Origin of the sequence: Mycolicibacterium monacense, from assembly GCF_010731575.1 — a bacterium.
In the GTDB taxonomy this organism is placed as follows: domain Bacteria; phylum Actinomycetota; class Actinomycetes; order Mycobacteriales; family Mycobacteriaceae; genus Mycobacterium; species Mycobacterium monacense.
In genome coordinates, this window is sequence record NZ_AP022617.1 from 2988705 (window position 1) to 3014963 (window position 26259).

The window sequence follows — 26259 nt, forward strand, 5'->3', positions numbered from 1 at the left end:
AACCTAGCCGACGTCACCGTTTCTTAAGGCCTTCGGGTGCGCAGACTGACTACCTTGGCGATCATGGTCGGCATTCCACGCACCACGCGCGCATGGTGTGGAATCGCCGCGGCGGCCGTCGCCCTCGGTGTCACCGAGTTGACGGCGGCGCTGTTCGGTCCGGAAGCCGACGCCCGCACCGCGGTCGGTTCGGCGGTCATCGACGCGACGCCCGGCCCGGTCAAGGAGTGGGCGATCACCGTCTTCGGCATGGCCGACAAGCTGGTGCTGTCCGTTCTCGTGCTGGCGGTGATCGCGATACTCGCCGCTGCCGGCGCGAGCCTGCAGACGCGTCGGGTCCCGGTGGGCAGCGCGGTCATCGTGGCCGGCGGCGTCCTCGGGTGCGCGGCGGTGCTGTCCCGGCCGGGCGCGGGTGCCGCCGACCTCATCCCGACGGTCGCGGGTACCGCGTGTGGGGTGGCGGTCCTGCACGTGCTGCTGTCCGGTCGGGTCACCGACGGGGGTGAGACCGCCACCGTCGACCGCGGCCGCCGCCTCTCGCTGGTGACCCTGGGTCTTTTCGCCGCCGGCGGTCTCGCGGGCGCGGCCGGGGCCGTCCTCTCCCGGCGCGCCGCCTCGGTGAGCGGTGACCGCGCCGCGTTCGCGCTGCCGCGCATCGACGTACCGGCGCCGCCGATACCGGCGGCCGTAGCGCCCGGCGGTGTGACGCTGCCGTCGTTCGTCACGTCCAACGCCGACTTCTACCGCATCGACACCGCGCTCAGCGTGCCGCAGGTGGGCCGCGAGCAGTGGCGGCTGCGCGTGCACGGGATGGTCGACCGCGAGATCACCTACCGCTTCGCCGACCTCGAGCGATTCGAGGTGGTGGAGAAGGTCGTGACGTTGACGTGCGTGTCCAATCCGGTGGGCGGTGAGCTGGTGTCCAATGCCACCTGGACCGGGTACCGCGTGCGAGACATTCTGGCGGAAGCCGGAATTCACGCGGACGCCGACATGGTGCTGTCCACCTCGCACGACGGTTTCACCGCGGGCACGCCGGTCGAGGCGCTCACCGATTCGCGTGACGCCCTGCTCGCGATCGGCATGAACGGCGAACCGCTGCCGACCGAACACGGTTACCCGGCCCGCCTCGTGGTCCCCGGCCTCTACGGATACGTGTCGGCGACGAAATGGGTCGTCGATCTGGAGCTCACCCGCTTCGACCGGGCGCAGGCGTACTGGACGAAACTGGGGTGGTCGGAGCGCGGGCCGATCAAGACGCAGTCGCGAATCGACGTGCCGCGCAGCGGTACCGACGTCGCATCGGGGCCGGTGAGCTTCGGCGGTGTGGCGTGGGCGCAGGACCGTGGCGTGCGCGCGGTCGAGGTGCGCATCGACCCGCCCGGCGGTCGGGGCGAATGGCGGCAGGCCACCTTGGGCGATAGCTACTCCGACGACACCTGGCGGCTGTGGAGCTATTCCTGGGAGGCGAAGGAGCCGGGCCGGTACACCATGGTCGTCCGCGCCACGGACAACACCGGCGCAGTGCAGACCGAGGATCGCGCCGATCCGGTACCCGACGGCGCGACGGGCTGGCACACCGTCGTCTTCCACGTCACCTGATTCTCGCGGCCGTCGGACCCGACGAAAAATCCGTGGCTCGGCCACACCCGGTCGCACTACGGTCGACTGCCATGACCACCCCGGCCGAACACTGGCGGCATCTGCTCCGCGGCGAACTGCTCACCGCGCGCAAGCAGCGCGACACCGTGCGCGTCGCTGCGCTGCGCTCGGCGCTGGCCGCCGTGGACAACGCCGAAACACCCGAATCGACGGTGGTTTCGGCGCAGCCCGGCCGGCCGGGCACACCCGCGGGAACGGTCGCGGGCAGCGTCCAGGGACTGGGTGCCGCCGAGGTGGCGCGGCGGGTGCTCTCCGACGAACAGATCCGCTCACTGCTGACCGCCGAGGTCGACGAACGGGTCGGCGCCGCCGCCACCGCCGACGCCGGCGGGTTCCCCGATCGCGCGGCGACGCTGCGCGGCGAAGCCGAGGTGCTCGAGGCTCTGCTGGGGAATGTCTGACCGGCGTGCCATCCTCGACGTGTGCTGCTCGTCGATGTCGCCACCGCGTCGGTCGACGTCGGCGCGATGTCGTCGCGGCTGGCCAAGACGGCCAGGATCGCCGATCTGCTGAGCCGCGCGGGCACCGAACAGGACGCCCGGCTCGTCGCGGTGACGGTGGCGTGGCTGTCCGGTGAACTCCCCCAGCGCCAGATCGGTGTCGGCTGGGCGGCCTTGCGTTCGCTCCCGGCCCCGGCCGCCGCGCCCACACTGACCGTGACGGCGGTCGACGCGGCGTTCTCCGAGATCGGCGCGGTGGCCGGAAAAGGTTCGCAGGCCCGCCGGGCGGGTCTCGTCGCCGAGCTGTTCGCCGCCGCCACCGACGTCGAGCAGACCTTCCTGCGCCGCCTGCTGACCGGTGAACTGCGTCAGGGGGCGTTGATCGGGGTGATGGCCGACGCCGTCGCCAAGGCCGCCGATGTGCCCGCCGCCCGGGTGCGCCGGGCGGCGATGCTCGCCGGTGACCTGCCCGCGGTGGCCGCCGCGGTGCTCGCCGGAGGGGACGCCGCGCTGGCCCGGTTCACCCTGCAGGTGGGCCGCCCCGTCGGGCCGATGCTCGCCCAGACCGCAACGGGAGTCGCCGACGCACTGAACCGGTTGGGCGGCACGGCGGTGTTCGAGGCGAAACTCGACGGCGCCCGCGTGCAGATCCACCGTCGGGGATCGGACGTGTCGGTGTACACCCGATCCCTCGACGACGTCACCGCCCGCCTGCCGGAGGTCGTCGAGGCTGCGCTCGCGCTGCCGGTCACCGACCTGATCGCCGACGCCGAGGCGATCGCGCTGCGCCCGGACGGCCGCCCGCACCGGTTCCAGGTGACCGCATCGCGGTTCGGCCGGGCGGCATCGCGCGCCACGCAGCCGCTGTCGGTGTTCGTCTTCGACCTGCTCCACGTCGACGGCGCCGATCTGCTCGATCAGCCGACCAGCGACCGGGTGCGCGTCCTCGACGACCTCGTGCCCGCGGCGCACCGGGTCGACCGGCTCGTCACCGACGACGGCGCCGCCGCGCAGGGCTTCCTGGAGGCGACACTCGCCGCCGGACACGAGGGCGTGATGGCGAAGTCACCGAACGCGCCGTACGAAGCGGGCCGCCGCGGGGCGGGCTGGCTGAAGGTCAAACCGGTCCACACCCTCGATCTGGTCGTGCTCGCCGTCGAATGGGGCAGCGGCAGGCGCACCGGGAAGCTGTCCAACATCCACCTCGGCGCCCGCGACCCCGCGACCGGGGGTTTCGTCATGCTGGGCAAGACGTTCAAGGGGATGACCGACGCGATGCTCGACTGGCAGACCGCCCGGTTCCTCGAACTGGCCGACCCAGCCGCGCAGCCGGCGACCGACGGCCACACCGTCAAGGTCCGGCCCGAACAGGTGGTCGAGATCGCGTTCGACGGCGTCCAGGGTTCGACGCGGTATCCGGGCGGCATGGCATTGCGGTTCGCCCGCGTCCTGCGCTACCGCGACGACAAATCGCCGGCCGAGGCGGATACGGTCGACACCGTGCGTGCCTTCTACGAGCACGGCTGAAACCCCGGAATCGATGCACGGGCGATCTGGCCGGTGCAAGTATCGACACCACGGGCATCTGACACTGTCGCGCCATCGTAGGGAGGGATCGTGGCCACACCCACCGCCGCGCCATCGGAGCGTTTCGAGGAGACGGACGGCGACGTCACGTACATCCGCACGGACAAGGATCTGCCGCCGGTGGCGATCATCGACCGGTCGCCGATCACCACCAGGCACAAGATCGTCTTCGGACTCATCGCGCTCGCCGGGGCGATCGCCTGGGCGGTGATCGCCTTCTTCCGCGGGGAGACCGTCAACGCCGTCTGGTTCGTGATCGCCGCCATCTGCACGTACGTGGTGGCATTCCGGTTCTACGCGCGCCTGATCGAGATGAACATCGTCAAACCGCGCGACGACAACGCCACGCCTGCAGAGCTTTTCGAGAACGCCACCGACTACGTTCCGACCGACCGCCGGGTGCTGTTCGGTCACCACTTCGCCGCCATCGCCGGCGCAGGCCCGCTCGTCGGCCCGGTCCTGGCCATGCAGATGGGCTTCCTGCCGGGCACCATCTGGATCATCATCGGCGCGGTGTTCGCCGGGTGTGTGCAGGACTATCTGGTGCTGTCGATCTCGACGCGGCGCCGGGGTCGCTCGCTGGGCCAGATGGCCCGCGACGAGCTGGGCGCCGTCGGCGGGGCCGCCGCGATCGTCGGCGTGCTGGTCATCATGGTCATCCTGCTGGCGGTGCTGGCACTGGTGGTCGTACAGGCGCTGGCCCAGAGCCCCTGGGGTGTGTTCTCCATCGCGATGACGATCCCGATCGCGTTGTTCATGGGTGTCTACCTGAGGTTCCTGCGCCCGGGCCGGGTGTCCGAGGTGTCGGTGATCGGCGTGGGGCTGCTCCTGCTGGCCGTCGCCTCCGGCCGTTGGGTGGCCGAAACATCCTGGGGCGCATCCTGGTTCGATCTGTCGCCGGTGGCGCTGAGCTGGGCGATCATCCTCTACGGGCTGGCCGCGTCGGTGTTGCCGGTGTGGTTGCTGCTCGCCCCGCGCGACTATCTGTCGACGTTCATGAAGGTCGGCACCATCGCGCTGCTGGCGGTCGGCATCCTCATCGCCCGCCCGGTCATGGAGGCGCCGGCGATCTCGAACTTCGCCGCCAGCGGCACCGGGCCGGTGTTCGCCGGATCCCTGTTCCCGTTCCTGTTCATCACGATCGCCTGCGGGGCGCTCTCGGGCTTCCACTCGCTGATCTCCTCGGGCACCACGCCGAAGCTGCTCGAGAAGGAAAGCCAGATGCGGCTGATCGGCTACGGCGGCATGCTGACCGAGTCGTTCGTGGCGATCATGGCCCTGATCACCGCCGCGATCCTCAACCAGCACCTGTACTTCACGCTCAACGCGCCCGCCGCCCAGACCGGCGGCACGGCCGAGACCGCGGCGGAGTACGTCAACAACCTCGGACTGTCCGGCGCCCCGATCACCCCCGAGCAGATCGACGAGGCCGCCAGGAGCGTGGGTGAGAGCTCGATCGTGTCGCGCACCGGCGGCGCGCCCACGTTGGCGTTCGGCATGTCCGAAGTGCTCAGCAGCGTGTTCGGCGGCGACGCGCTCAAGGCTTTCTGGTACCACTTCGCGATCATGTTCGAGGCCCTGTTCATCCTCACCACCGTCGACGCCGGCACCCGCGTGGCGCGGTTCATGCTGTCCGACGGCCTTTCGAATCTCGGTGGGCCACTGCGGAAACTGAAGGACCCGAGCTGGCGCGTCGGAGCCTGGGCCTGCAGCGTGATCGTCGTGGCCGCGTGGGGCAGCATCCTGCTGATGGGGGTCACCGATCCGCTCGGTGGCATCAACACGCTGTTCCCGCTGTTCGGTATCGCCAACCAGCTGCTGGCGGCGATCGCGCTGACCGTCGTCACGGTCGTCGTCCTGAAGAAGGGCCTGGGCAAGTGGGCGCTGGTGCCGGGCATTCCGCTGCTGTGGGATCTGGTCATCACGCTGACCGCGTCGTGGCAGAAGATCTTCTCCGGCGACCCCAGGGTCGGCTACTGGACCCAGCACTTCCAGTACAAGGCGGCGCTGGCGCAGGGTAAGGAGTCGTTCGGCGCGGCCAAGAACCCCGATCAGATGAACGACGTCATCCGCAACACCTTCATCCAGGGCACCCTGTCCATCGTGTTCGCCGTGCTGGTCGTGATCGTCTTCGCCGCGGGGGTCGTCATGGCGGTGCGCGCCCTGCGGGGCACCGCCCCGCCGACCACCGAGGACGAGGCGGTGCCGTCGCGCATCTTCGGTCCGTCCGGCCTGCACACCACCGCCCGGGAGAAGGAGGTGCAGAAACAGTGGGACGCGCTGCCGTCATCGCACGCCAGATCCGTTGGTACGTCGCCTCGTTGATGGGCGACAACCACTACCGCCGTTACCTCGAGCACCGGCGGCGCACCCATCCGGGAGAACCGGTGCTCACCGAGCGTGAGTACTGGCGGATGCGGCATGCGGCCGCCGACGCCAACCCGGGAGCGCGGTGCTGCTGAGCCCTAAGCCGGCCGCAGCGCGTACCGGATCGGCAGGTGCTTGAGCCCGCCGACGAACGTCGTCGCGACGTGTTCCGGGCGACCGGCGAGTTCGACCGACCGCAGCCGCGGCAGCAGCTCGGCGAAGAAGCTGTTGACCTCCATCCGCGCCAGTGCGGCGCCCAGACAGAAGTGCACCCCGTATCCGAACGACACGTGCCTGTTGGGGTCGCGTCCGACGTCGAAGCGGAACGGCGCGTCGAACACGTCGTCGTCGCGGTTGCCCGAGACATAGGACAGCAGAAGCGATTCGCCCGCCTTGATCGGTACGCCGCGCACCTCGGTGTCCTGGGCCGCCGTGCGCATGAACGCCTTCACCGGGGTGACCCAGCGGATCATCTCCTCGGCCGCGAGGCCCATCAGGCCGGGGTCGGCCTGCAGGCGGCGCAGCTGATCCGGGTGTTCGATGAGCGCCAGCATGCCGCCGGAGATGGTGGCGCTGGTGGTGTCGTGACCGGCGGCCGCCACGATCGCGTAGTAGGACACCGTGTCGATGTCGGACAGCGGCTCGCCGCCCAGTCGCGCATTGGCGATCGCCGAGGCGAGGTCTTCGGTCGGGTGCTCCCGGCGCGACGCGGTCAACGCGGTGAAGTACTGGAACATCTCCAGCAGCGCGGCCATCTGCTCCTCCGACGAGTCCCCGCGCTGGAACTCCTCGTCGTCGCTGCCGAACAGTTCCTGGGTGAGCTTGAGCATCAACGGGAAGTCGGCTTCGGGCACGCCGAGCAGAGACATGATGACGTAGAGCGGGTAGTTGACGGCGACCTCCTGGACGAAGTCGCATTCCGGGCCGGTCGCGAGCATCTTGTCGACGTAGGTCCTGGCCAGCTCGTCGACGCGAACCTTCAACGCCCGCATGGCCTTCGGCCGGAACCAGTCGGCGCCGATGGCCCGCAGGTCGCGGTGTTCGGGGTCGTCGAGGTGGATCAGGGTGCGGATGCCCACGCCTGCCTGGAGTTCGTCGGCGGTGGCCGTCATCAACACCGAACGCGGCGAGTTGGTGAACACGGTGTTCGCGCGTTCGATCGCCATGATGTCGGCGTGTTTGGTGACAGCCCAGAACGGCCGGTAGCCGTCGACGTCCACCCACGACACCGGCGCGTGCGCCCGCAGGTGCGTCAGGGCGGCGTGCAGTGCCGGTTCGTCGGTGTAGGCCCGGGGAGTGGCGAACACTCTGGCGGCCTCGTCGATGATCGGGGCGCTCACGGGTGACTCCTCCCTACGGCGGCCGGAAGACCGCGCAACTCGTGCAGTACATCGGTGACGGTGGCGTCGGGCACCCCGGCCGGAAAGGCAGGCAGCACACGGTCGATCACCCCGTCGCAGCGGGCCCGCAGCTTCGCGGCCACGGTGTCCAGCGGTGCGACGACGGCGAACGCGTCGAGTACCTCGTCGTCGATCAGCGCGCCCATGGCGTCCCATTCGCCCAGCCGGGACAACCGGTGCAGCTCGCTGTGCAGATCGCCCCAGCCGTGCAGCTCGAGCACCCTGCGGTAGGCGGGTGTCGACCCGTAGAACGCCAATTGTTTCCGGGTCGCCACGGCGGCAGCACGCACGTCCTCGGCGGTCTCCCCCGTCACCACGAACACCGGGCACGACACCTGGAAGTCCCTGCGGCGCCGACCCGTGCGGGCCATCCCCTCCAGCAGTGCCGGGGTGGTGACCTCGTCGAGGTAGCGCTTGGTGGTGAACGCATGCGCCAGCAGACCGTCGGCGACTTCACCGCACATCCGGGTCATCGCCTCACCGACGGCGGCGATGAAGATCTTCGGCACACCGTGGGGCTGGGGTTCGGGCACGAACATCGGGGTCATGATCTTGTGGGTGTAGAACTCGCCCTCGAAACGCAGCGGGGTGCCGTCATGCCAGCACGACCAGATCTCCCGCAGCGCCGCGACGAACTCACGCATCCTGCCCACCGGATGACTCCAGGGCATGGAGAAGCGCTTCTCGATGTGGGGCTGGATCTGGGTGCCCAGACCGAGGATGAAGCGCCCGCCCGAATAGGCCTGCAGATCCCACCCGATGTTGGCGACTGTCATCGGGTTCCGGGCGAACGCCACCGCGATGCTGGTGCCGATCTCGAGCCGGGTGGTGTGCTCGGCCGCCAGCAGCAGCGGAAGGAATGGGTCGTGGTTGATCTCGCCCGTCCAGCAACCGTCGTAGCCCTGGTCTTCCAGGGCGGTGGCCACCTCGGGGACGCGGGCGAGTTGACTGGGGATGCCTCGGTCCACTTTGAGGCCGGGCACTGCGCCGTCACCCATGGGAGATGACGCTACAGTAAGCAATTCAGTAAGGTCAACGACCGTGAGTGAGGACCGACGGATGACGGACGCGCAGGACTGGAAGGAGACGCTCGAGGACCTCGAGCGCCGCCGTGCGCATACGTACGGCATGGGCGGGCCGGAGCGCGTCGCCAAACACCACGGCAAGGGCAAGCTCGACGCCAGGGCGCGCATCACACGTCTGCTCGACCCGGATACGTTCTGCGAGTTCGGCACATTGGTCGGTGGCGACATCGCCGCCGACGGTCTCGTCGCCGGCTCCGGCCGGGTCGGCGGCGTCCCGGTCATGGTGGGCGCCGAGGATTTCACGACACTCGCAGGCAGTATCGGGCCGGGCGGCAACGCCAAGCGCTACCGGCTCGCCGAACTGGCGCTGCGCAACAAGATCCCGCTTGTGATGTTGTTGGAGGGCGCGGGTTTCCGGCCCAGCGGCGAACACTACGGCCGCACCCCGACCGACCTGATCATCCAGGCGCAGTGCTCGGGAAAGGTGCCCACGGTCGCCGCGGTGCTGGGACCGTCCGCCGGGCACGGTGCGCTGGTGGCCCCGGTGTGCGATTTCACGATCATGAGCGCCGGTGGGGCGATCTTCACCGCCGGTCCCCCGGTGGTCAAAGAGTCCACCGGAGAGGACATCTCGAAGGAGGATCTGGGCGGTCCCGAGGTCGCGCTGACCAGCGGGGTGATCCACAACTACGGCGAGGACGACGAGACGGTGATCGACGACATCCGTCGGTACCTGTCCTACTTCCCGTCCAGCGCGTGGTCGTATCCGCCGACCCGGCTCGCCGACGACACCGCCGATCCGCGCCCCACACCCGAACTGCTCGACATCGTCTCGCGCGACAACCGCCACATCTACGACATGCGCACCGTGCTCGACGTGATCTTCGACCGCCCCGACTGGTTGGAGGTCCAGCCGCGGTTCGGCCGCGCGGTCATCTGCGCGCTGGCGCATCTGGGCGGTTTCCCCGTCGCGGTGGTGGCGAACCAGCCGGAGGTGATGGCCGGCTCCATCGACGCCGACGCCGCGGACAAGGCGGCCCACTTCATCACGGTCGCCGATTCGTTCCACCTGCCCATCGTGTTCCTCGCCGACAACCCGGGAATGCTGCCGGGCAGCCGCTCCGAACGCAGCGGCGTGCTGCGCAGCGGCGCCAGGATGTTCGCCGCACAGACCGCCGCGACGACGCTCAAACTGCACGTCACGCTGCGCAAGGCGTTCGGGTTCGGCTCGATGGTGATGTCGCTGTTGGGCTTCGACGATCAGGTGGCCACATTCGCGTATCCGGGCGCCACCATGGGGGCGATGAGTGCGGCGGCGATGAGCCGGGCGACACACGCCGGCGAGGACTACACCGAGGTGCTCAAGAGGATGGAGTTGGAGGCGAGTTACCGCTCGGCCGGCCACCTCGGCTTCGACGAGCTGATCTCACCGGTGGAGACCCGCGACAGGCTGTTGACGGCGCTGCAGCACGGCATCTTCAGCCGTCAGGCGGTCGCCGAACCGGTGGCCCGCACCGTGATCATGCCCTAGCCGGTGATTTCGGCGTGCTCGGTCGCGCTAGGCGCGACCCCGCACGCCGAAATCGCTCACTTGGCGCGGTATTCCTCGACGATCGGGGCGAGTTCGTCGGGGGTGGCGCCGTGCATTATCAGCGCATCGGCGCCGTAGTCGAACTCCTTGCGGATGCGGTCCACGCACTGCCGGGCCGAACCGGTCGCGGCCGGCGCCAACCACTCGTCGGGGATCAGCGTCGCGATGTGCTCGATCTGCTCGGCGGTGGCCTTGTGGTCGATCCCGCCGGGAATCGACTTGACTACCTCGTCTTCCCGGAAGCGTTGCAGCACAGCGGGATCCCAGTTGTTGGTCTTCACCAGCAGATCACCGTAGCCCTGCAGGTAGGTGGCGAGCCGGGCCACCGTCTTCTTCAGGCGCAGTTCCTCGGGCAGGTGGTCGCCGACGGTGGCGAAACACGACCACACCCGCACGCTGTCGGGGTCGCGGCCGGCCTGTTCGGCGGCCTCCTTGACCGTCTTCACGCACCGCTGCAGCGTCTCCGGTGTGAAGTAGGTGTGCAGGATGACGTCGTCGAACGCGCGGCCGCCCAGCGCCAGCGTCTGCGGGCCGAACGCGACGATCGCCAGCCGGATGTCCTCCTTGAAGTCGGGGTCGAGGAACAGCACCGGGTACTTGCCGAGCGGACCGTCGTGGTTGAAAATCAGCTCGCCGTGCCAGAGGCGCCGCATGACGTGCGCGAAATCCTCCATTTGCGCGGTGGTGACCGCGGGGATGCCGAACGCGCCGTAGATGGCGCCGATACCGCGCCCGATGCCGAGGGTGAACCGGCCGCCGGACAGCCGGTGCATGGTGGTCGCCCAGGATCCGGTGATCAACGGGTGGCGGGTGTTGTGATTCGTTGCGGCAGTGGCGATCTGCATCCGGCTGGTGACCGCGCACGCGGCGCCCACCAGCGACGACGCCTCCTTGACGTTCCAACGCTCGGAGATGAACGCCGTCCCGAAACCGAGGGCCTCGCCGCGGCGCGCCTCCTCCATCAGCGTGGCCGGGCCTTCGCCGCCGGCACCGGCCAGCAGGTAGTAGCCGAGTTCGTCCAATACGCCGTCTCTACTCAACACCAGATCCCTTGTTTGTAGCCGCAGTTCCAGACCTCGGTGATCCTGCCATCCACGACGCGGAACACCTCCATGCTGCTGATTGTCGTCGTGGTGCCGTCCTTGAGCGTCATCGGGGACTGGTAGACGATGGCGACGTGCTCGCCGTCGTCACCGGCCACCACGAGGTTGAGGTCGAAGCGCACAGTGTCGAACATCGCCCAGTGGTCGACGATGCGCTGCACGGCCTGCTCATGGGTGAGGGTGACCGACTCCCCCACGTCGTGGCGGACGACGGTGTCGCCCATCAGTTCCTCGGCGAGCGCGAAGTCGCGTTCATTCCACACCTGAAGGTTGTACAGCTCCACGACTTCTCGTGCGGTACGGGTCATCCGAACACCTCCAGTGCGTCGACCTCGTCGATCGTGGCCACTGCCCGGTCGGTCAGCGTCAGGCACAGTTCACGCGATCGGTGCGGCATCGCATCCCATCCGATGAGCGTGATCACCGGGAGCACCATCAGATAGGCGACCGCGAAACGGTAGTGCCGCCAGGCCTCGTCGAACGAGTAATCGGTGACCCCGCGGCGAATCAGGTGATCGAGGTAGTCGCGCACCAGCGATTCGTCGCGGCCGCTGCGGACCTCGGTCGGCAGTCCCTGGCTGATCAGGTACCCGACGTCTGCCGCACCGCACCCGCGCGCGGCGAACTGGAAGTCGACGACCTTGAGCCGGTCGCCGTCGAAGAACAGGTTGTCGGCGCGGATGTCGCCGTGCAGGAGCATCGACCGTTCCGCCAGAGCGGGCAACGCCGTCGGCGCATGGTCGCTGAACCGTTCGGCGTACCGGGCGACGGCGGCGGGCACCTCCGAACCCGATCTGTCGCGGTAGACCTCCCACCCGCCGGCGAACGCCGGCACCAGCAGGTCGCGTGCGATCGCGGTGTCCAGGCTCGGGAACGACTCCAGCACAGCCGGATCGGCGTCGGTCACCGACCACGCATGCAGCCCGGCCAGCGCCCCGAGGCAGGTGCGCGCCCGCTCCAGTGACAGACCGGCCAGGTGATCGGCGTTGTCCCAGTCCTGCAGGTCCTCGAGCAGCAGCACGAAGTCCACCGACCCGGACGCCATGGAAGCCGCGTACACGTGCGGCGTGTCCATCGGCGCACGCCCGGCCACGTCGCGGTAGTACCTCAGCTCGCGCCGGTAGCCACCCAGCAATTCCATGGCTCCCCGGGCCTCTGACACCGCGGCGAATTTCGCGATCAGGGTCGAGGGCACAGCGTCGCCGTCCAGGTGCACGCGATACAGCAGCGAGGAGAACCCGCTGTCCTGCGCGATCCGTTCGGACCGCAACCCGGTGACCGTCACCGTGTCCGGCAGCGTGGGATCCGCGCGCAGCGTCTCGGTGAGCCACTGCGGTGTGAGGTCGTCGATGCCCGAGGGGATCTCTGCGGTCATCCCGGCAGTCTCATTCCCGAGCACCGTCGGTGACCCGGCGCAGGAACCGTTCGGAGACCTCCTGGACACCCCCGGAGAAGATGTGCCCGACATCACTTCCCGGGTGCCAGAACAATTCACCGTCCCACCGCTCGTGCAGGGCGATCGCCGGGTCGCGCATCGCCATCCGGTCATGCCACGCGCCGACGATCAGGCGGCGCGCCTGCGGCGGTGACGGTTCGACGGCGAGCAGGTCCACGACGGACGTCAGCGCGGAGACGGTGTCGGACCGCAGCAGGTCGACGGTGCCCTGCGCGGCCGGGCCCCACCGGCCGAGATGGTGCGCGATCATCTCGTTGAGCCCGAAGATCGGGGTGTAGACCGCGACCGCATCGACCGACGCCTCCAGGTGCGATACGAGTGCGGCCACCGGTGACCCCATCGAGACACCGGACACCACAACGGTTGTCGACTGCGGCAGCAGCCATCGGACCAGTGCCCGCACCTCCGACACCGCGCGCATCATGCCCGCGACGTTGGCCAGTGGGTCCATGTTCGGGTACGGCGGCCACGCGGTGCGGCGCGACCCGTGTCCGGGCTGGACCGGCAGCGCGACATTGACGCCCAGCTCGTCGTGCAGCCGCCGGGCGCGGGAGAACATCAGGTCGAGCGGCTGGCCCTGCCCGGCGCCGTGCACCCACACCAGCCACGGACGCCGCTCCTCTTCCGCGCGGCACAGATGCGCCACGGCCGTCGCCATGCCGCCGAAACCCTGGGCGGTCAACGATTCCGGAAGGGCCGGATCGTGGTCGAAGGTCACCCGCTCGTATCTCACCGGGCCGAAGCGCCGCCTGGTCGTCCCGCGGATGCGCAGGGGTGCGGGCTCCGCGTGCGCCCGGTCCATGCCCAGCGCCGACAGTTCCTCGGCCGCCGCTGCGCACGACTGCACCGAACGCGCCAGCGCCGGACCCGGTCCGCTGAGCGTCATCCCGGTGAGCGCCACCTCGTCGAGCACCACCTCGCCGAGTTGGCCGATGCCGCCGACCGAGAACGCCGACCAGTCACCGGAATCCGTCAGTGCGGCATGGGCTCTGGGCATTACACCGGCGACGTCGGCCACCACCCGCCGAGCCCGATCGAGGGCCGTCATCCCACCTTGAACCCTTGGTAACCGGCGGCGGCGATCTCGTCGCAGCGCTTGCGGTATTCGGGGAGGCCGCCGGTGTAGCCCATGTACATCCGCTTCTTGCCGGGCACGTTGCCGCCGTTGTACCAGGAGTTGCACGACGGATCCATCAGCACGGTCGGCGCGACGAGGGCGGTGGTGTGTTCGATCCACTTGGTCTGGGCACCCGGCAGGGCCTCGATCGTGCGATGCCCGCCGGACCGCAGATACTGCAGACAGTCGGCGATCCAGTCCACGTGCTGTTCGAGTGCCGCCACGAAATTGGTCGCCGCGCTGGGGCTTCCGGGCCCCTGGACGGTGAACAGGTTGGGAAAGCCGGCGACCTGGAGTCCGAGATAGGACACCGGCCCGTCCGCGGCCCACACGTCCCGCAACAACACCCCGCCACGTCCGCGGACGTCGATGCGGCTCAGCGCTCCGGTCATGGCGTCGAAGCCGGTGGCGTAGACGATCACATCGAGGTCGTACGAGCCCTGTTCGGTGTCGATGCCCGTGGGCGTGACCGACCGGATACCGCCGCGCCGCAGGTCGACCAGGGTGACGTTGTCGCGGTTGAAGGTCTCGTAGTACCCCTGGTCGATGATCGGCCGTTTGCAGGCGAACGGGTGCGTGGGGACCAGGGCGGCCGCCGTCTGCGGATCCCGGACGATCCGGGCCACCGCCTGGCCGTACAGTTCGGCAGCCATCCGGTTGGCCTCGATGTCGAAGAAGATGTCGCCCCAGTTCAGTGCGCCCATGATGCCGTGTTCCTCGACCGCGCGCCTGCGGTCTTCGGGGCCTGCGGTCTTCAGCGGCGGCCGGACCAGCATGTCGAGCAGCACCGAGAAGGCGCTGAGCCGGGCCGCGCCGACCGGGTGCTCCCGTTGCGCGGCGCGGATCTCGCCGTACCGGGCCTTGAGGTCGTCGAGTTCCCCGGGTTCGAACGGGCGGACCCGCCACGGCAGCGTGTACGCAGGCGACCGTTGGAAGACGTTGAGCTGCCCGGCCTCGCGGGCCACGACGGGAATCAGCTGCACGCCGGTCGAACCCGTACCGATCACCCCGACCCGTTCACCGGTGAGGTCGGCGCCCTCGCGCGGCCAGCGGCTGGTGAACAGGGAGGTCCCGGTGAAGCTGCCCATACCGGGGATGTCCGGTTCGAGCGGCACCGAGAGGATGCCGGTGGCGGCGACGACGAACGGAGCCACATAACGCGCGCCCGCCGCGGTCTCGAGGACCCACTCGGCAGCGTCCTCGTCGAACGTCATGGCCACGATCTCGGTGTCGAAGTCGATGTCGCGGCGCAGGTCCAGGCGATCGGCGACGAAGTTCAGATAGGCCTCGATCTCGGGCTGGGCCGGCATGGTCTCCGTCCACACCCACTCCTGCTCGATCTCGGAGGAGAAGCTGTAGGAGTACTCGATGCTCTCGATGTCGCAGCGGGCGCCGGGATACCGGTTGTACAGCCAGGTGCCGCCGACGTCGTCGGCCTTCTCCACCACCCGGGCGTCGACGCCGAGTTCCCGCAGCCGGTGCAGCGCGTAGAGACCGGAGAACCCGGCGCCCACGACGAGCACCTCGTAGCGCATCGGCCCGGTCACAGCGCGACCACCTGCTCGTTGCGGTCGCGCCGTTCAAGGTAGAACCGGGCGGCACGGCGGATCGCGTCCGCGGTGGGCCCGGGGCGCCACCCGAGGTCACGCGTGGCCTTGCCGTGGTCGGCCGGCGAGGTCAGCGCGATCAACCGCGCCGCGGCCGGATTGATGGGGAGGTCGGTGCCGAACAGCCGGGTCGACAGGCCCGCGATTGCGGCGAAGACGTGGACCAGTGCCATCGGGATGCCGAACCTCGGCGGGGTGGCACCCGCCGCCTCCGCGGCCAGGGTGAGCATCTCGCGCTGGGACATGTAGCGCTCCGACACGATGTAGCGCTCGCCGACCCGGCCGCGGTCGGCGGCCGACACCAACGCCCGTGCGGCGTCGTCGATGTCCACCACCTCGGAGCCCACCCCGCGGATGTAGCAGGGCATCTTGCCGAACGCGGCCATCGCGACGAGAGCGCCCTGTCTGGGCTGCCAGTCCGGCGGGCCGTACGGGTTGGACACACACATCGCCACCGCGGGCAGTCCCCGCTCGCGGGCGTAGCGCAGCACCAGGTCTTCGGCCTGACGGCGGGATTCGATGTACGGCCCGCCCTTACCGCTCCAGTTGAACGGTGTGTCCTCGTCCACCACCGCACCGTTGGTGCCGACCGCGATGGTCCCGATGGTGCTGAGGAACACGAAGCGCTTCAGATCCGCCCGCGCGGCGATGTCGAGCACCCCGCGCAGACCCTCCACGTTGGTCTGGAACAGCGGCGCGGGGTCGGCCAGATGCGCCCTGGTGTCCACGACGCAGTAGAAGACGACGTCGCGGTCGGCCATCGCAGCGGCGACCGCCTCGGTGTCGAAGATGTCGCCGTAGCGCCGCTCGACGTCGAGTCCGTCGATACCTCTGGTGGAACTGCTGCGCCGCAACAGGACTCGCACGTCATCGCCGTCAGCCACCAGTTGCCGGACGACTGCGGCGCCCACGTTTCCACTGGCGCCGAGCACCAGTGCCCTCTTGCGCGCCGGGGCGCCGTCCATCGCCGATCCCATCCGTCCAATGGCGTTCTGCATGACCGGCGTGGATGTTACTGTAACTCTTACAGTAGATGGCCGGAATGAGGAAAATCCGATCGATGGGCGAAGAGTTCAGGTGAGGTACACCCTGGAGTACCCGAGCGAGTTGCCCAGCGCGCCCGACGATTTCCTGGAACCGGACGTACTGCGCGCCGTGGCCGCCGAAGCCGAGTCAGCCGGTTTCTCCGCGATCGCTCTCAGCGACCATCCGGCGCCGTCGCACAAATGGCGCCGCAACGGCGGCCACAACACGCTGGACCCCGTTGCGGCGTTGAGCTTCATGGCGGCGGTCACCACCCGGATCAGGCTGATGACCAATCTGTACGTCCTGCCGTTCCGTAACCCGTACCTGGCCGCCAAGGCGCTGACCAGCCTCGACCTCGTCTCCGGCGGCAGGTTAACCGCCGGGGTGGGGGCCGGTTATCTGCGGTCGGAGTTCTCGGCCCTCGGTGTGGAGTTCGCCGACCGGGCCCGGTTGTTCGACGAGGCGCTCGACGCACTGTGGTCGATCTGGATGGATCCGGAGGCCCCGGTCAGCGGCACGGGTTTCGCCGCCCCGTCGACCGTGTGGCTGCAGAAGCCCGCGCAGCGGCCGCACCCGCCGATCTGGATCGGCGGCAACAGTGCCGCCGCGCTGCGCCGGGTCGTCGAGTACGGCTCCGGCTGGATGCCGATCATCGCCCCACGCCCGATGGCGTCCACGATCCGCACGGCGGCGATAGAGGACGTCGACCAGTTCAGTGCCGCGCTCATCCGGCTTCGGCGCCGGTTCGTCGAGGAGGAGCGGGACCCGGCCGCGCTGGACGTCCAGGTGGTGTGCCCGCACTTCGGGTTCGACGACGAGACGTCACTGCGGCGGGCACGCCGTCGCCTCGACGAGTTCGCCGCGGCGGGTGCGAACTGGGCCGTGGTGCACGTCGACGGTTCCAGCCCGGAGGCGGCGATCGATTTCATCAGGACATTCGGCGAGCAGTTCATCACAGAGGGAGTCGGTGCGGCATGAAGGTTCCGTTCACCTGGAAGGTCACCGGCTGGTTCATGGTCGGGTGGTCGGCGGAGTTCGTCTCCGGCGAGACCAGGGCGCTGCACTACTTCGGCGACGATCTGGTCGCCTACCGGGACGCGTCGGACACCCTGCATGTCCTCGAAGCGCACTGCAAACACCTCGGTGCGCATCTCGGCCACGGCGGAAAGGTGGTCGGCGACTGCGTGGAGTGCCCGTTCCACGGCTGGCGCTGGGGTCCGCAGGGCGACAACACCTACATCCCCTATCAACCCGACCGGCCGAACCGGGCACTGAAGCTGCGGGTGTACCCCGTCGTCGAGCAGTACGGCTGCGTCTTCGTCTGGCACCATCCCGACGGCGCGCCACCGCAGTGGCCGCTGCCGGACCTGTTCGAGAAGTTCCCCCAGTTCCCCACCGACCCGGATGCGTACTACCGGCCGTATCCCGAGTTCTCCAGCCGCGCCGCGAACGAACCGGTGCACCCGCAGATCGTCGCCGAGAACGGCCCGGACAGTTCACATTTCCGCTACGTCCACGGCGCCTCGGTGACGCCGGTCTGCCTGAACTGGGAAGTCGTCGGTGAGGAGTGGCGCTTCCTCACCGGCTGGCCGGATCCGCGCAGCGACGATCCGGACAAGATGGCGCTGTTCATCCACAGCCACTTCTCCGGGCTGGGGTTCGCCGTGAGCGTCTTCGAGGGTTCGTCGAACCATCGGCTGATCTTCGCGTGCACCCCGGTCGACGACGGGCTCTCGGACATGTTCTATTCGATCTGGTGGCCCAAGGTCGACGGGGAGACCTCCGACGTCCCGCCGGACGATGTCCGCGCCCGGGTGGAGAAACAGTTCCTGCGCACGGTCTGGGAGGATCTCGACATCTGGCGCTATCAGCGCTATGTCGAACGGCCGCCGCTGGCCAAGATCGACGCGAAACCGTATATGGCGATGCGGGAGTGGGCCAAACAGTTCTACGACGTGCCCGCATCGGTATGACGCCGCGTCTGGCCGAGCTGGTGGCGCCGGCGCACACCGCCCTGGTCACCCAGGAACTGCAGGGTGCGGTCGTCGGACCCGACGCGGGCCTGGCCGCACTCGCCGACGAGGCCCGACGGTCGGCCCTGCCCAACATCACACGGTTGTTGCCGGTGGCTCGTGCGGCAGGCGTTCGGGTGGTGCACTGTCTCGTGCAGCGACGGCCCGACGGCCTCGGGTCAAATCACAACGCCAAGCTGTTCGCGGTCGGTCGCAGCGGGGTGGCCATCGAACCGGGTAGCCCCGGCGCCACCCTGCTCCCCGAATTCGGCCCGGAGCCAGAAGATCTCGTTCTCGCGCGATGGCACGGACTCGGTCCGATGGGCGGCACCGACCTCGACGCGATCCTGCGCAACCTAGGGGTCACCACGATCGTCGCCGTCGGCGTATCGCTCAACGTCGCGATTCCCAACCTGGTCATGGACGCGGTCAACGCGGCCTACCGCGTGGTGCTACCGCGGGACGCGGTCGCCGGGATCCCGACCGAGTACGGCGACGCCGTCATCGACAACACGCTGTCGCTGTTGGCCACGATCACCACCACAGAGGGTCTGCTGCAGACCTGGAAGCAGGAGGCATGATGCAGTTCACGATGCCGCAGATGGCCGACGCGGTCGCCGCGGTGCTCCCCGACCGCGAACTCATCGTCCAGGGTGGACAGCGCCACACGTACGCCGACATCGTCGCGCGGTCGAATCGGCTCGCCTCGTACCTCCACGGCGCAGGGCTCGGATGCCACACCGAACGGTCGGAACTCGGCGGCCACCAAACCGGCCAGGATCTGCTCGGGATCTACGCCCACAACGGCAGCGCCTACGTCGAGGGACTGCTCGGGGCCTTCCGCTCGCGGGTCGCCCCGTTCAACGTCAACTACCGGTACGTACGCGACGAGCTGCGCTACCTGCTCGACGACAGCGAGGCCACTGCGCTGCTCTACCACGCATGCTTCGCGCCCCGGGTCGCCGAGGTGCTGCCCGACCTGCCGAGGCTGCGCACCCTGATCCAGATCGCCGACGGCTCCGGTAACGAACTCCTCCCGGGCGCAGTCGATTACGAGTCGATCGTCGCGTCGGGGCCATCCGCCCCGCCACCGGTGCAGCCCTCCCCCGATGACCTCTACGTCCTCTACACCGGCGGCACCACCGGGATGCCGAAGGGCGTCCTGTGGCGTCAGCACGACATCTTCATGACCGCGTTCGGCGGCCGCTCGCTGTACGGCGGCGACACCGTGACCTCCCTGGAGGAGGTCGCGCAGCGGGCGGCGGCCAACCCCGGGACCAAGCTGCTGATCCTGCCGCCACTGATGCACGGCGCGGCGCAGTGGGCGGTGATGACCGCGTTGACGACCGGTCAGACGGTGGTGTTCACCTCGGTCGTCGACCGGCTCGACGCGCAGGACGCACTGGACACGATCGCCCGCGAGAAGGCCGCGGTCGTGACGGTGGTCGGCGATGCGATGGCCCGCCCACTCGCCGACGCCGTCGAGAAAGCCCGCCGGAGCGGCGAACCCGACATCTCCTCGCTGGCAGTCGTCGCCAACGGCGGGGCGTTTCTCACCCCGACCACCAAACAACGACTTATCGATTCGCTACCCAACGCGATGGTGGTCGACGGAGTCGGGTCCTCGGAGACGGGCGCCCAGATGACCCACCTGTCGATGAACGGCGCCGTCGCCACCGGCAGGTTCAATGCCGGTCCGGACACCTGCGTGATCGCCGAGGATCTCGGCTCGGTGCTGCCGCCGGGGCACGACGGACTCGGCTGGCTCGCACAGCGCGGCTACGTACCGCTGGGGTACAAGGGCGATGCGGCGAAGACCGCGAGGACCTTCCCCGTCGTCGACGGCGTGCGGTACGCGGTGCCCGGTGACCGCGCCCGGCACCTCGCGGGCGGTGAGATCGAACTGCTCGGCCGCGATTCGGTGACCATCAACTCCGGGGGCGAGAAGATCTTCGCCGAGGAGGTCGAGGCCGCGCTCGCCTCGCACCCCGCAGTCGAGGACGTGCTGGTGGCCGGCCGGCCGAGCGACAGGTGGGGTCAGGAGGTGGTGGCGGTGGTCGCGCTCGCCGAGGGCGCCGCGGCCGACGCCGACGAACTGATCACCCACGCGGCCAACAGCATTGCGCGCTACAAGCTGCCCAAGGCGGTGGTGTTCCGGGCGGCGATCCAGCGCAGCCCGGCGGGCAAGGCCGACTACCGCTGGGCCCGCGAACAGGCGATCGGCAGCTGACCTCAGCGCAGCACCCGGACCGGCACGTTCTGCCAGCCTGCGACGTTCTGCATGTTCACCCGTCGGCAGCCCGCCCAGTCCACCTCGTAGGCGGGCATGAAATCGAGCATCTTCTCCAGCGCGATGATGCTCTCCATCCGGGCGAGCGCCGCGCCGAGACAACTGTGGATGCCGTAGCCGAACCCGAGGTTCTGCGCCTCGGTGCGGTCCCGGTCGATGTCGAACGTGTCCGGATCGGTCCACGCGTCGGGATCCCGGTTGGCCGAACCGCCGATGAGGAACACCGGTTTGCCGGCCGGGATGGTCGTCCCGTGCAACTCCACATCGGTCAGCGAGCAGCGCACGTTGTACTGTGCGGGCGCCTCGTAGCGCAGTAGCTCCTCGACGGCGGCGGGGACCTTGCCGGGGTCGTCGAGCAGTCTGCGCCACTGATCCGGGTTGTGCGCGAACACCACGGCGGCGTTACCGATCAGCTTGGTGACGGTCTCGGCGCCCGCACCGGCCAACAGCATGGCGAACTGGGTGATCTCGATGTTGTCGAGCGGACCGTGTTCACCGCTCTCGCGCTCGATCTCGGCGGTGATCAGCCTGCTCAACAAGTCGTCGCCGAGGTTCTTGCGGCGGTCCTTGGTCAACCGGTAGAGGTAGACGGCCATCTCGGTGCCGGCCTGGATCCCGCGTTCGCCCATCTCGACCTCGCCGGGCTCGCGGTGCAGGAAGTCGTCGACCCACAGTCGCATCTGCTGGCGATGCTCGGCGGGCACCCCGATCATGCGGCTGATGATCTCGATCGGGAACAGCGCCGAAAAGTCCTGCACCATATCGAATCCGGCGGGATCAACGGCACGCACACAGTCGTCGATCACCTCCTCGACCATGGGCCGCAGCGACTGGATGGCCCGAGGTGTGAACACCTTGTTGAGCAGGCTGCGCATGTGGCGGTGTTCGGGCGGGTCCATCATGATGATCGACTTGTGGGGCGGCGGATCCTCGTTGCGCACCATGGCCAGATCCACCCCGCGCGCCGAGGAGTACGTGGCGAAGTTCTTGAACGCCGCCGCAACATCCGCATGCCGGCTCAACGCGTAGAAGTCGTACTGGTCGCTGTAATAGACCGGCGCCTCCTGCCGCAACCGGCGATACGTGTCGTACGGACCGTTGAAGAAATCCTCGGAGAACGGGTCGAACACGAGCTTCGTCTGGGTCATCGTCTCCCTCAACCGTGGCTGCGCCGGAGCCGGCGATGGTTGCGCCTGCGGGCCATCCGCAGCCGGAACTCGGTGCTGCGCCGCATGGCGGCCCCGAACGGAGGTGCGGCGCTGCCGGTGATCGAGAACGGCAGGTCGCTGCCTACCACGGACCGGTGGTGGCTGAAGGTGTCGAACCCGGCCTTGCCATGGTAGGCGCCCATCCCACTGCGCCCCACCCCACCGAACGGCGCGTCGGACGGGATCATCTGTGCGGCAAAGTCGTTGCGGGCCACCCCGCCGCTGCACGTCCGGCGCACGAAGGTACGGAAATCGTGGTCGTCGGGGCCGAACCAATACGCCACCAGCGGAGCGGGACGGCTGTTGACGTGGTCGATCACCTCGTCCGTCGTGGAATACCCGAGCACGGACAACACCGGCCCGAACACCTCCTCGGAGGCGATGCGCATCGTCGGTGCCACGTCGCGGATCAGCGTGGGCGCGATCTTGCGCGATCTCCGGTCCGGAAGCGTTTCACCCGGTGGGACAACGCTGTTCACGCGGGCGCCGCCGGCACGGGCGTCGTCGATCAGGCCGACGACCCGGTCGAAATTGGCGTCGTTGACCGACGAGCAGTAGTCATCGCTACCGGTGATCGACGGGAACATCCGCCGCCACGCGGCGAGCACGGTCGCGCTGAACTCGTCGACGAGGTACTCGGGCACCAGGACGTAATCGGGGCAGACGCAGACCTGCCCACCATTGACCATGCGGCCCTGCGCGATCCGCACGGCTGCGCGCCGGAGGTCGGCGCGCGGCCCGACCACGGCCGGATTCTTACCTCCGAGCTCGAGCGTGACCGGGACGAGGTTCGCCGCGGCGGCGCGCTGCACGTGTACGCCGACCGCCGGTGAACCGGTGAAGAACAGGTGGTCGAAGGGCAGCGCGGTGAACGCCGCGGCGGTGTCCGGCCCACCCGTGACCACGGTGAGTTCGGCCGCGTCGAAGTAGTCGGGGGCGCGGGCCTCGAGCAGTTCGGCGGTGTGCGCGGTGATCTCCGACATCTTGATCATCACCCGGTTGCCCGCCGCGAAGGCGGCGGCCGCGGGCAGGACGACGAGGTTGACGGGGAAGTTCCACGGTCCGACGATCCCGACCACACCGACCGGGACCGGTTCCACCTCGGCCCGCAGCCCTGCCAGCCGCGCCGGACGCAACAGCGTGGTGCTCCGCATCCATTTCGCCACATGGGACCTCGTGTGCTCGATCACCGGAAGCGCTCCCATGATCTCGGTGAACAGGGCACCGGGTCTGGGGCGCGTTCCGTAATCGGCGGACATCGCGTCGACGATGGCGTCGGCGTTGTCGAGCATCAGCGCGGTGAGCCGGTCGATGCGGTCGCGCCGCACGGCGGCGGTCGGCGGCCCCTCCGCGCGAAAGGCGCTGCGCTGACGCTGCAACGCCGTGCACAACCGTTCGTGATCTCCGGCATTGTCGACCCGTTCGGCGACTGTGGTCATCCCCTGCTCCAGACGATTCTCGTTGCCCGTGCGGTAAGGGTAACGGTAAATGCACCACTACTGTAATGGTTACAGTAAAGTCGGCGTCGTGGGACCCTCGATTCGGGATGACGCCGTCACCGCCCCAAAGCCGGACGGTTACCTGCGGGACCCCTACCCGCACTTTGCCGAGAAGCGCAACGCGTGCGGTGTCTTTCATGGCAGCGTGATCGACTACTCGAAGACACCGGAGTCCCTGCGTCCCACCGACGGGTACGCCGCCCTGTCGTTCGACGCGGTCAACCGGGTCTTCCGGGACGGCAAGGTGTTCAGTTCCACCCTGTACGACACCACGATCGGGCTGTTCACCGGGCCCACCATCCTGGCGATGGAGGGTCACCCGCACCGTGACCACCGCAACCTCGTCTCGGCCGCCTTCAAGTCGAAATCCCTGGCCCGGTGGGAACCGACGATCGTGCGACCGGTGGTCACCGCGCTGATCGACGAGTTCGTCGACGCCGGTCACGCCGATCTGGTGCGCGAGTTCACCCTCGAGTTCCCCACTCGCGTCATCGCCCGATTGCTCGGGCTGCCCGAGGAGGACCTGCCGATGTTCCGGCGGCGCGCCGTCGAGCTGATCAGCTACACGGTGAACTACCAGCGGGCGTTCGACGCCTCCGCGGCGCTGGAGACCTACTTCGTCGAACAGATGGAACTGCGCCGGTCACATCCGACCGACGACATCATCGGCGACCTCGTCACCGCCGAGATCGACGGCGAGAAGCTCACCGACGAGGCGATCTACTCGTTCCTGCGCCTGCTGCTGCCCGCGGGGCTGGAGACCACGTACCGCTCGTCGGGCAACCTGCTGTACCTCCTGCTCACCCACCCCGACCAGTTCGCCGCGGTGCAGGCCGATCGCGGTCTGATCCCCCAGGCCATCGAGGAAGGGCTGCGGTACGAGACGCCGCTGACCACCGTCCAGCGGTTCACCACCGTCGACACCGAACTCGAGGGCGTGGCCATCCCGAAGAACACCGTGATCGATGCGTGCATCGGGTCGGCGAACCGTGACGAGAAGCGCTGGGCACGCGCCGACGAGTTCGACGTCTTCCGTGACCGCGTCCCGCACATCTCGTTCGCCGCGGGCGCGCACACCTGCCTCGGACTCCACCTGGCGCGCATGGAGACTCGCGTCGCGCTGGAATGCCTGCTGGACCGGGTGCGCGACATCCGACTCGTCACCGACGACGACCCGCACATCTTCGGCCAGCCGTTCCGCTCGCCGACGGCGATTCCGGTGACGTTCGAACCCGTCGCGCGCTAACCGGTTCGCGGGGTGCGGTGGGCGATCGTCTTGGTCTCCAGGTACTGCTCGAAACCCTCGATCCCGCACTGCCGCCCGATCCCACTGCTCTTGTATCCGCCGAACGGCGCGTCGGCGCCATAGAACATGCCGCCGTTGACGCCGATCGAACCGGTCCGGACCCGGTGGGCGATGCCCATACCGCGGTCGAGCGACGACGACAGCACGGCGCCGGCCAAACCGTAGGCGCTGTCGTTGGCGATCCTGACCGCCTCGTCGTCATCGCGGAACGGGATCACCACCAGCACCGGCCCGAAGGTCTCCTCCTGCGCGATCGCAGCGCTGTTGTCCACACCGGTGATCAGTGTCGGCGCCACGAAGTGCCCGCCGGCGAGGTGCTCGGCCAGACCCTCGACAACGCCTCCACCGGTGACGATCTCGGCGCCGTCGCGGCGCGCCTGCGCGCATGCGTCGAGCACCTTGCGCTGCTGGCGGGCGCTGATCAGCGGGCCGACGAAGGTCGACGGCGACGCGGGGTCGCCGACGGGAACCGCCTCGAACGCCGCGGCGATCTCGCCGACCGCCTGCTCGAGCAGCGATTCGTGGATGATCAGCCGCGTCGTCATCGCACACGCCTGACCCGCGTGCGCGAGTACGCCGATGGCGCCGGGCAGGATCCGGGCGGGTTTGGCGTCGTCGAGCACGATCAGCGCCGACTTGCCGCCCAGTTCGAGGAAGGTCCGCTTCATGGTGTCGGCGCCCCGGCGCATCAGATGCCTGCCCACGGCGGTGGATCCGGTGAAGGAGACCATGTCGACGCGCGGATCGGCGCCGAGAATCTCGGCCACGTCGTTGGACGGCGTCGGGGCGACGTTGACCACCCCGGGCGGGATGTCGGTGCGCTCGGCGATCAACCTGCCGAGTCGCGTGGCGTTCCACGGCGTGTGCGGGTCCGGTTTGAGCACAACGGTGTTGCCGGTGGCCAGCGCGGGACCGAGTTTGTTGAGGATCACCTCGATCGGATAGTTCGACGGGGTGATCGCGGCAACCACCCCGACGGGTTCCTTGACGACGGTGCGCACGTTGCGCTCACCGAACAGGCCGCCCCCGGACAGCGTTCGCGCCCAAGCGAAGTCGTCGACGAGTGCGGCCGGGTACCGCAGCGATTCGGTCAGCGGCCAGTCGAGTTGGGCGTCCCTGGTCGACATCACCGGGCAACCGACCTCGGCGACCAGTTCCTCACGCAGGTCCTCGCGTTCGGATTCGATGGCCTCCTGCAGTTGATGCAGGCAGCGCACGCGCAGCGCACGGTTGGTCGACCAGTCCGATGTGTCGAAGGCGCGCCGCGCGGCGGCGATCGCCCGGTCCATGTCCTCGGCCGTGGCCGCCGCGGTGTCCCCCAGCAACCGCCCCGTGGCGGGACTGTGGTTGTCGAACCGCCCACCGGAGGCCGACTCGGTGAGTTCGCCGTTGATCAGCATCCGCGGTTCCGCCCGGCGGGCCGCTCGTTCACCGACTTCGACGCTCGTCTCGGTGCGGTCCTCGACGACGTCGCTCACCGGTCCTCCTATAGGATCACAGTTGTTGGTGGCGTAACTGTAACCATTACGGTAACCCAGCACCGCGGTGCCTGTCTGCCCCGTC

Annotated in this window: 22 protein-coding genes; 11 read left to right on the forward strand and 11 right to left on the reverse strand. The window is 68.9% G+C overall.

Annotated features, from left to right (window positions below; translation table 11 throughout):
- Positions 1-63 precede the first annotated feature (63 nt).
- From G6N49_RS14360 to G6N49_RS14380, 5 genes are all read left to right on the forward strand, one after another.
- On the forward strand, positions 64-1602 hold the full coding sequence (locus G6N49_RS14360; protein WP_083045190.1) for a molybdopterin-dependent oxidoreductase: 1539 nt from the start codon (positions 64-66) through the stop codon (positions 1600-1602).
- A 71-nt stretch (positions 1603-1673) separates the two neighbouring features.
- A complete protein-coding gene (locus G6N49_RS14365) occupies positions 1674-2063 on the forward strand; it encodes a glutamyl-tRNA amidotransferase (RefSeq protein ID WP_083045137.1) in 390 nt (129 codons plus the stop codon).
- 21 nt (positions 2064-2084) lie between these two features.
- On the forward strand, positions 2085-3629 hold the full coding sequence (locus tag G6N49_RS14370; protein WP_083045138.1) for an ATP-dependent DNA ligase: 1545 nt from the start codon (positions 2085-2087) through the stop codon (positions 3627-3629).
- A 90-nt stretch (positions 3630-3719) separates the two neighbouring features.
- Entirely contained in the window at positions 3720-6014 is a 2295-nt protein-coding gene (locus tag G6N49_RS14375) for a carbon starvation CstA family protein (RefSeq protein WP_083045139.1), read from the forward strand.
- A complete protein-coding gene (locus tag G6N49_RS14380; RefSeq protein ID WP_083045140.1) occupies positions 5960-6151 on the forward strand; it encodes a YbdD/YjiX family protein in 192 nt (63 codons plus the stop codon). Before G6N49_RS14375 ends, G6N49_RS14380 begins: the two co-directional genes overlap by 55 nt.
- A gap of 3 nt (positions 6152-6154) precedes the next feature.
- Here G6N49_RS14380 and G6N49_RS14385 read toward each other — a convergent pair whose 3' ends face one another.
- Both G6N49_RS14385 and G6N49_RS14390 read right to left on the reverse strand, forming a co-directional pair.
- On the reverse strand, positions 6155-7381 hold the full coding sequence (locus G6N49_RS14385; RefSeq protein ID WP_407665055.1) for a cytochrome P450: 1227 nt from the start codon (positions 7379-7381) through the stop codon (positions 6155-6157).
- An 11-nt stretch (positions 7382-7392) separates the two neighbouring features.
- The gene (locus tag G6N49_RS14390) at positions 7393-8454 is read right to left on the reverse strand and encodes an LLM class F420-dependent oxidoreductase (RefSeq protein WP_083045142.1); all 1062 of its coding nucleotides are present in this window, start codon (positions 8452-8454) and stop codon (positions 7393-7395) included.
- 61 nt (positions 8455-8515) lie between these two features.
- Between G6N49_RS14390 and G6N49_RS14395 the strand changes: the two genes are divergently transcribed.
- Complete coding sequence (locus G6N49_RS14395) at positions 8516-10012, forward strand: acyl-CoA carboxylase subunit beta (RefSeq protein WP_083045143.1); 1497 nt, start codon at positions 8516-8518, stop codon at positions 10010-10012.
- A 56-nt stretch (positions 10013-10068) separates the two neighbouring features.
- Here G6N49_RS14395 and G6N49_RS14400 read toward each other — a convergent pair whose 3' ends face one another.
- Genes G6N49_RS14400 through G6N49_RS14425 form a run of 6 tightly spaced genes read right to left on the reverse strand, consistent with a single transcriptional unit; the run spans position 10069 to position 16332 of the window.
- The gene (locus G6N49_RS14400) at positions 10069-11145 is read right to left on the reverse strand and encodes a TIGR03857 family LLM class F420-dependent oxidoreductase (RefSeq protein ID WP_179967842.1); all 1077 of its coding nucleotides are present in this window, start codon (positions 11143-11145) and stop codon (positions 10069-10071) included.
- A complete protein-coding gene (locus tag G6N49_RS14405) occupies positions 11109-11483 on the reverse strand; it encodes a nuclear transport factor 2 family protein (RefSeq protein ID WP_083045145.1) in 375 nt (124 codons plus the stop codon). Before G6N49_RS14405 ends, G6N49_RS14400 begins: the two co-directional genes overlap by 37 nt.
- Positions 11480-12550 (reverse strand): phosphotransferase, encoded by a 1071-nt coding sequence (locus tag G6N49_RS14410; protein ID WP_083045146.1) that lies wholly within the window; start codon positions 12548-12550, stop codon positions 11480-11482. The genes G6N49_RS14405 and G6N49_RS14410 overlap by 4 nt, the downstream gene beginning before the upstream one ends.
- Before the next feature lie 10 nt (positions 12551-12560).
- Positions 12561-13679, reverse strand: coding sequence for an alpha/beta hydrolase family protein (locus G6N49_RS14415; protein WP_083045147.1), 1119 nt, complete (start codon positions 13677-13679; stop codon positions 12561-12563).
- Positions 13676-15283 carry a flavin-containing monooxygenase gene (locus tag G6N49_RS14420; RefSeq protein ID WP_165760728.1) on the reverse strand — a complete coding sequence of 536 codons (1608 nt, stop codon included), beginning with the start codon at positions 15281-15283 and terminating at the stop codon, positions 13676-13678. Before G6N49_RS14420 ends, G6N49_RS14415 begins: the two co-directional genes overlap by 4 nt.
- Before the next feature lie 8 nt (positions 15284-15291).
- The gene (locus tag G6N49_RS14425) at positions 15292-16332 is read right to left on the reverse strand and encodes an NAD-dependent epimerase/dehydratase family protein (protein WP_083045149.1); all 1041 of its coding nucleotides are present in this window, start codon (positions 16330-16332) and stop codon (positions 15292-15294) included.
- 100 nt (positions 16333-16432) lie between these two features.
- Between G6N49_RS14425 and G6N49_RS14430 the strand changes: the two genes are divergently transcribed.
- From G6N49_RS14430 to G6N49_RS14445, 4 genes are read left to right on the forward strand one after another with little or no spacing between them, the layout of a single operon-like run.
- Entirely contained in the window at positions 16433-17359 is a 927-nt protein-coding gene (locus tag G6N49_RS14430) for an LLM class F420-dependent oxidoreductase (RefSeq protein WP_083045150.1), read from the forward strand.
- Positions 17356-18354 (forward strand): aromatic ring-hydroxylating oxygenase subunit alpha, encoded by a 999-nt coding sequence (locus G6N49_RS14435; protein WP_083045151.1) that lies wholly within the window; start codon positions 17356-17358, stop codon positions 18352-18354. The genes G6N49_RS14430 and G6N49_RS14435 overlap by 4 nt, the downstream gene beginning before the upstream one ends.
- The gene (locus G6N49_RS14440; RefSeq protein WP_083045152.1) at positions 18351-18974 is read left to right on the forward strand and encodes a cysteine hydrolase family protein; all 624 of its coding nucleotides are present in this window, start codon (positions 18351-18353) and stop codon (positions 18972-18974) included. The genes G6N49_RS14435 and G6N49_RS14440 overlap by 4 nt, the downstream gene beginning before the upstream one ends.
- Complete coding sequence (locus G6N49_RS14445) at positions 18974-20623, forward strand: medium-chain acyl-CoA ligase Mig (protein WP_083045191.1); 1650 nt, start codon at positions 18974-18976, stop codon at positions 20621-20623. Before G6N49_RS14440 ends, G6N49_RS14445 begins: the two co-directional genes overlap by 1 nt.
- A 2-nt stretch (positions 20624-20625) precedes the next feature.
- Here G6N49_RS14445 and G6N49_RS14450 read toward each other — a convergent pair whose 3' ends face one another.
- On the reverse strand, positions 20626-21831 hold the full coding sequence (locus tag G6N49_RS14450; RefSeq protein WP_083045153.1) for a cytochrome P450: 1206 nt from the start codon (positions 21829-21831) through the stop codon (positions 20626-20628).
- A gap of 8 nt (positions 21832-21839) precedes the next feature.
- Positions 21840-23330, reverse strand: coding sequence for an aldehyde dehydrogenase family protein (locus G6N49_RS14455; RefSeq protein WP_083045154.1), 1491 nt, complete (start codon positions 23328-23330; stop codon positions 21840-21842).
- A gap of 49 nt (positions 23331-23379) precedes the next feature.
- Here G6N49_RS14455 and G6N49_RS14460 point away from each other — a divergent pair, with 49 nt between their 5' ends.
- A complete protein-coding gene (locus G6N49_RS14460) occupies positions 23380-24636 on the forward strand; it encodes a cytochrome P450 (protein WP_083045155.1) in 1257 nt (418 codons plus the stop codon).
- Here the strand turns inward: G6N49_RS14460 and G6N49_RS14465 are convergent.
- Positions 24633-26174 (reverse strand): aldehyde dehydrogenase family protein, encoded by a 1542-nt coding sequence (locus G6N49_RS14465; RefSeq protein WP_083045156.1) that lies wholly within the window; start codon positions 26172-26174, stop codon positions 24633-24635. The genes G6N49_RS14460 and G6N49_RS14465 overlap by 4 nt on opposite strands.
- Between the last annotated feature and the right edge of the window lie 85 nt (positions 26175-26259).

Coding starts and splice junctions, on each gene's coding strand:
- G6N49_RS14360 (WP_083045190.1), top strand. CDS start 64: ATGGTCGGCATTCCACGCACCACGCGCGCATGGTGTGGAATCGCCGCG.
- G6N49_RS14365 (WP_083045137.1), top strand. CDS start 1,674: ATGACCACCCCGGCCGAACACTGGCGGCATCTGCTCCGCGGCGAACTG.
- G6N49_RS14390 (WP_083045142.1), bottom strand. CDS start 8,454: ATGGGTGACGGCGCAGTGCCCGGCCTCAAAGTGGACCGAGGCATCCCC.
- G6N49_RS14395 (WP_083045143.1), top strand. CDS start 8,516: ATGACGGACGCGCAGGACTGGAAGGAGACGCTCGAGGACCTCGAGCGC.
- G6N49_RS14405 (WP_083045145.1), bottom strand. CDS start 11,483: ATGACCCGTACCGCACGAGAAGTCGTGGAGCTGTACAACCTTCAGGTG.
- G6N49_RS14410 (WP_083045146.1), bottom strand. CDS start 12,550: ATGACCGCAGAGATCCCCTCGGGCATCGACGACCTCACACCGCAGTGG.
- G6N49_RS14415 (WP_083045147.1), bottom strand. CDS start 13,679: ATGACGGCCCTCGATCGGGCTCGGCGGGTGGTGGCCGACGTCGCCGGT.
- G6N49_RS14420 (WP_165760728.1), bottom strand. CDS start 15,283: ATGCGCTACGAGGTGCTCGTCGTGGGCGCCGGGTTCTCCGGTCTCTAC.
- G6N49_RS14425 (WP_083045149.1), bottom strand. CDS start 16,332: ATGGGATCGGCGATGGACGGCGCCCCGGCGCGCAAGAGGGCACTGGTG.
- G6N49_RS14435 (WP_083045151.1), top strand. CDS start 17,356: ATGAAGGTTCCGTTCACCTGGAAGGTCACCGGCTGGTTCATGGTCGGG.
- G6N49_RS14440 (WP_083045152.1), top strand. CDS start 18,351: ATGACGCCGCGTCTGGCCGAGCTGGTGGCGCCGGCGCACACCGCCCTG.
- G6N49_RS14445 (WP_083045191.1), top strand. CDS start 18,974: ATGCAGTTCACGATGCCGCAGATGGCCGACGCGGTCGCCGCGGTGCTC.
- G6N49_RS14450 (WP_083045153.1), bottom strand. CDS start 21,831: ATGACCCAGACGAAGCTCGTGTTCGACCCGTTCTCCGAGGATTTCTTC.
- G6N49_RS14455 (WP_083045154.1), bottom strand. CDS start 23,330: ATGACCACAGTCGCCGAACGGGTCGACAATGCCGGAGATCACGAACGG.
- G6N49_RS14460 (WP_083045155.1), top strand. CDS start 23,380: ATGCACCACTACTGTAATGGTTACAGTAAAGTCGGCGTCGTGGGACCC.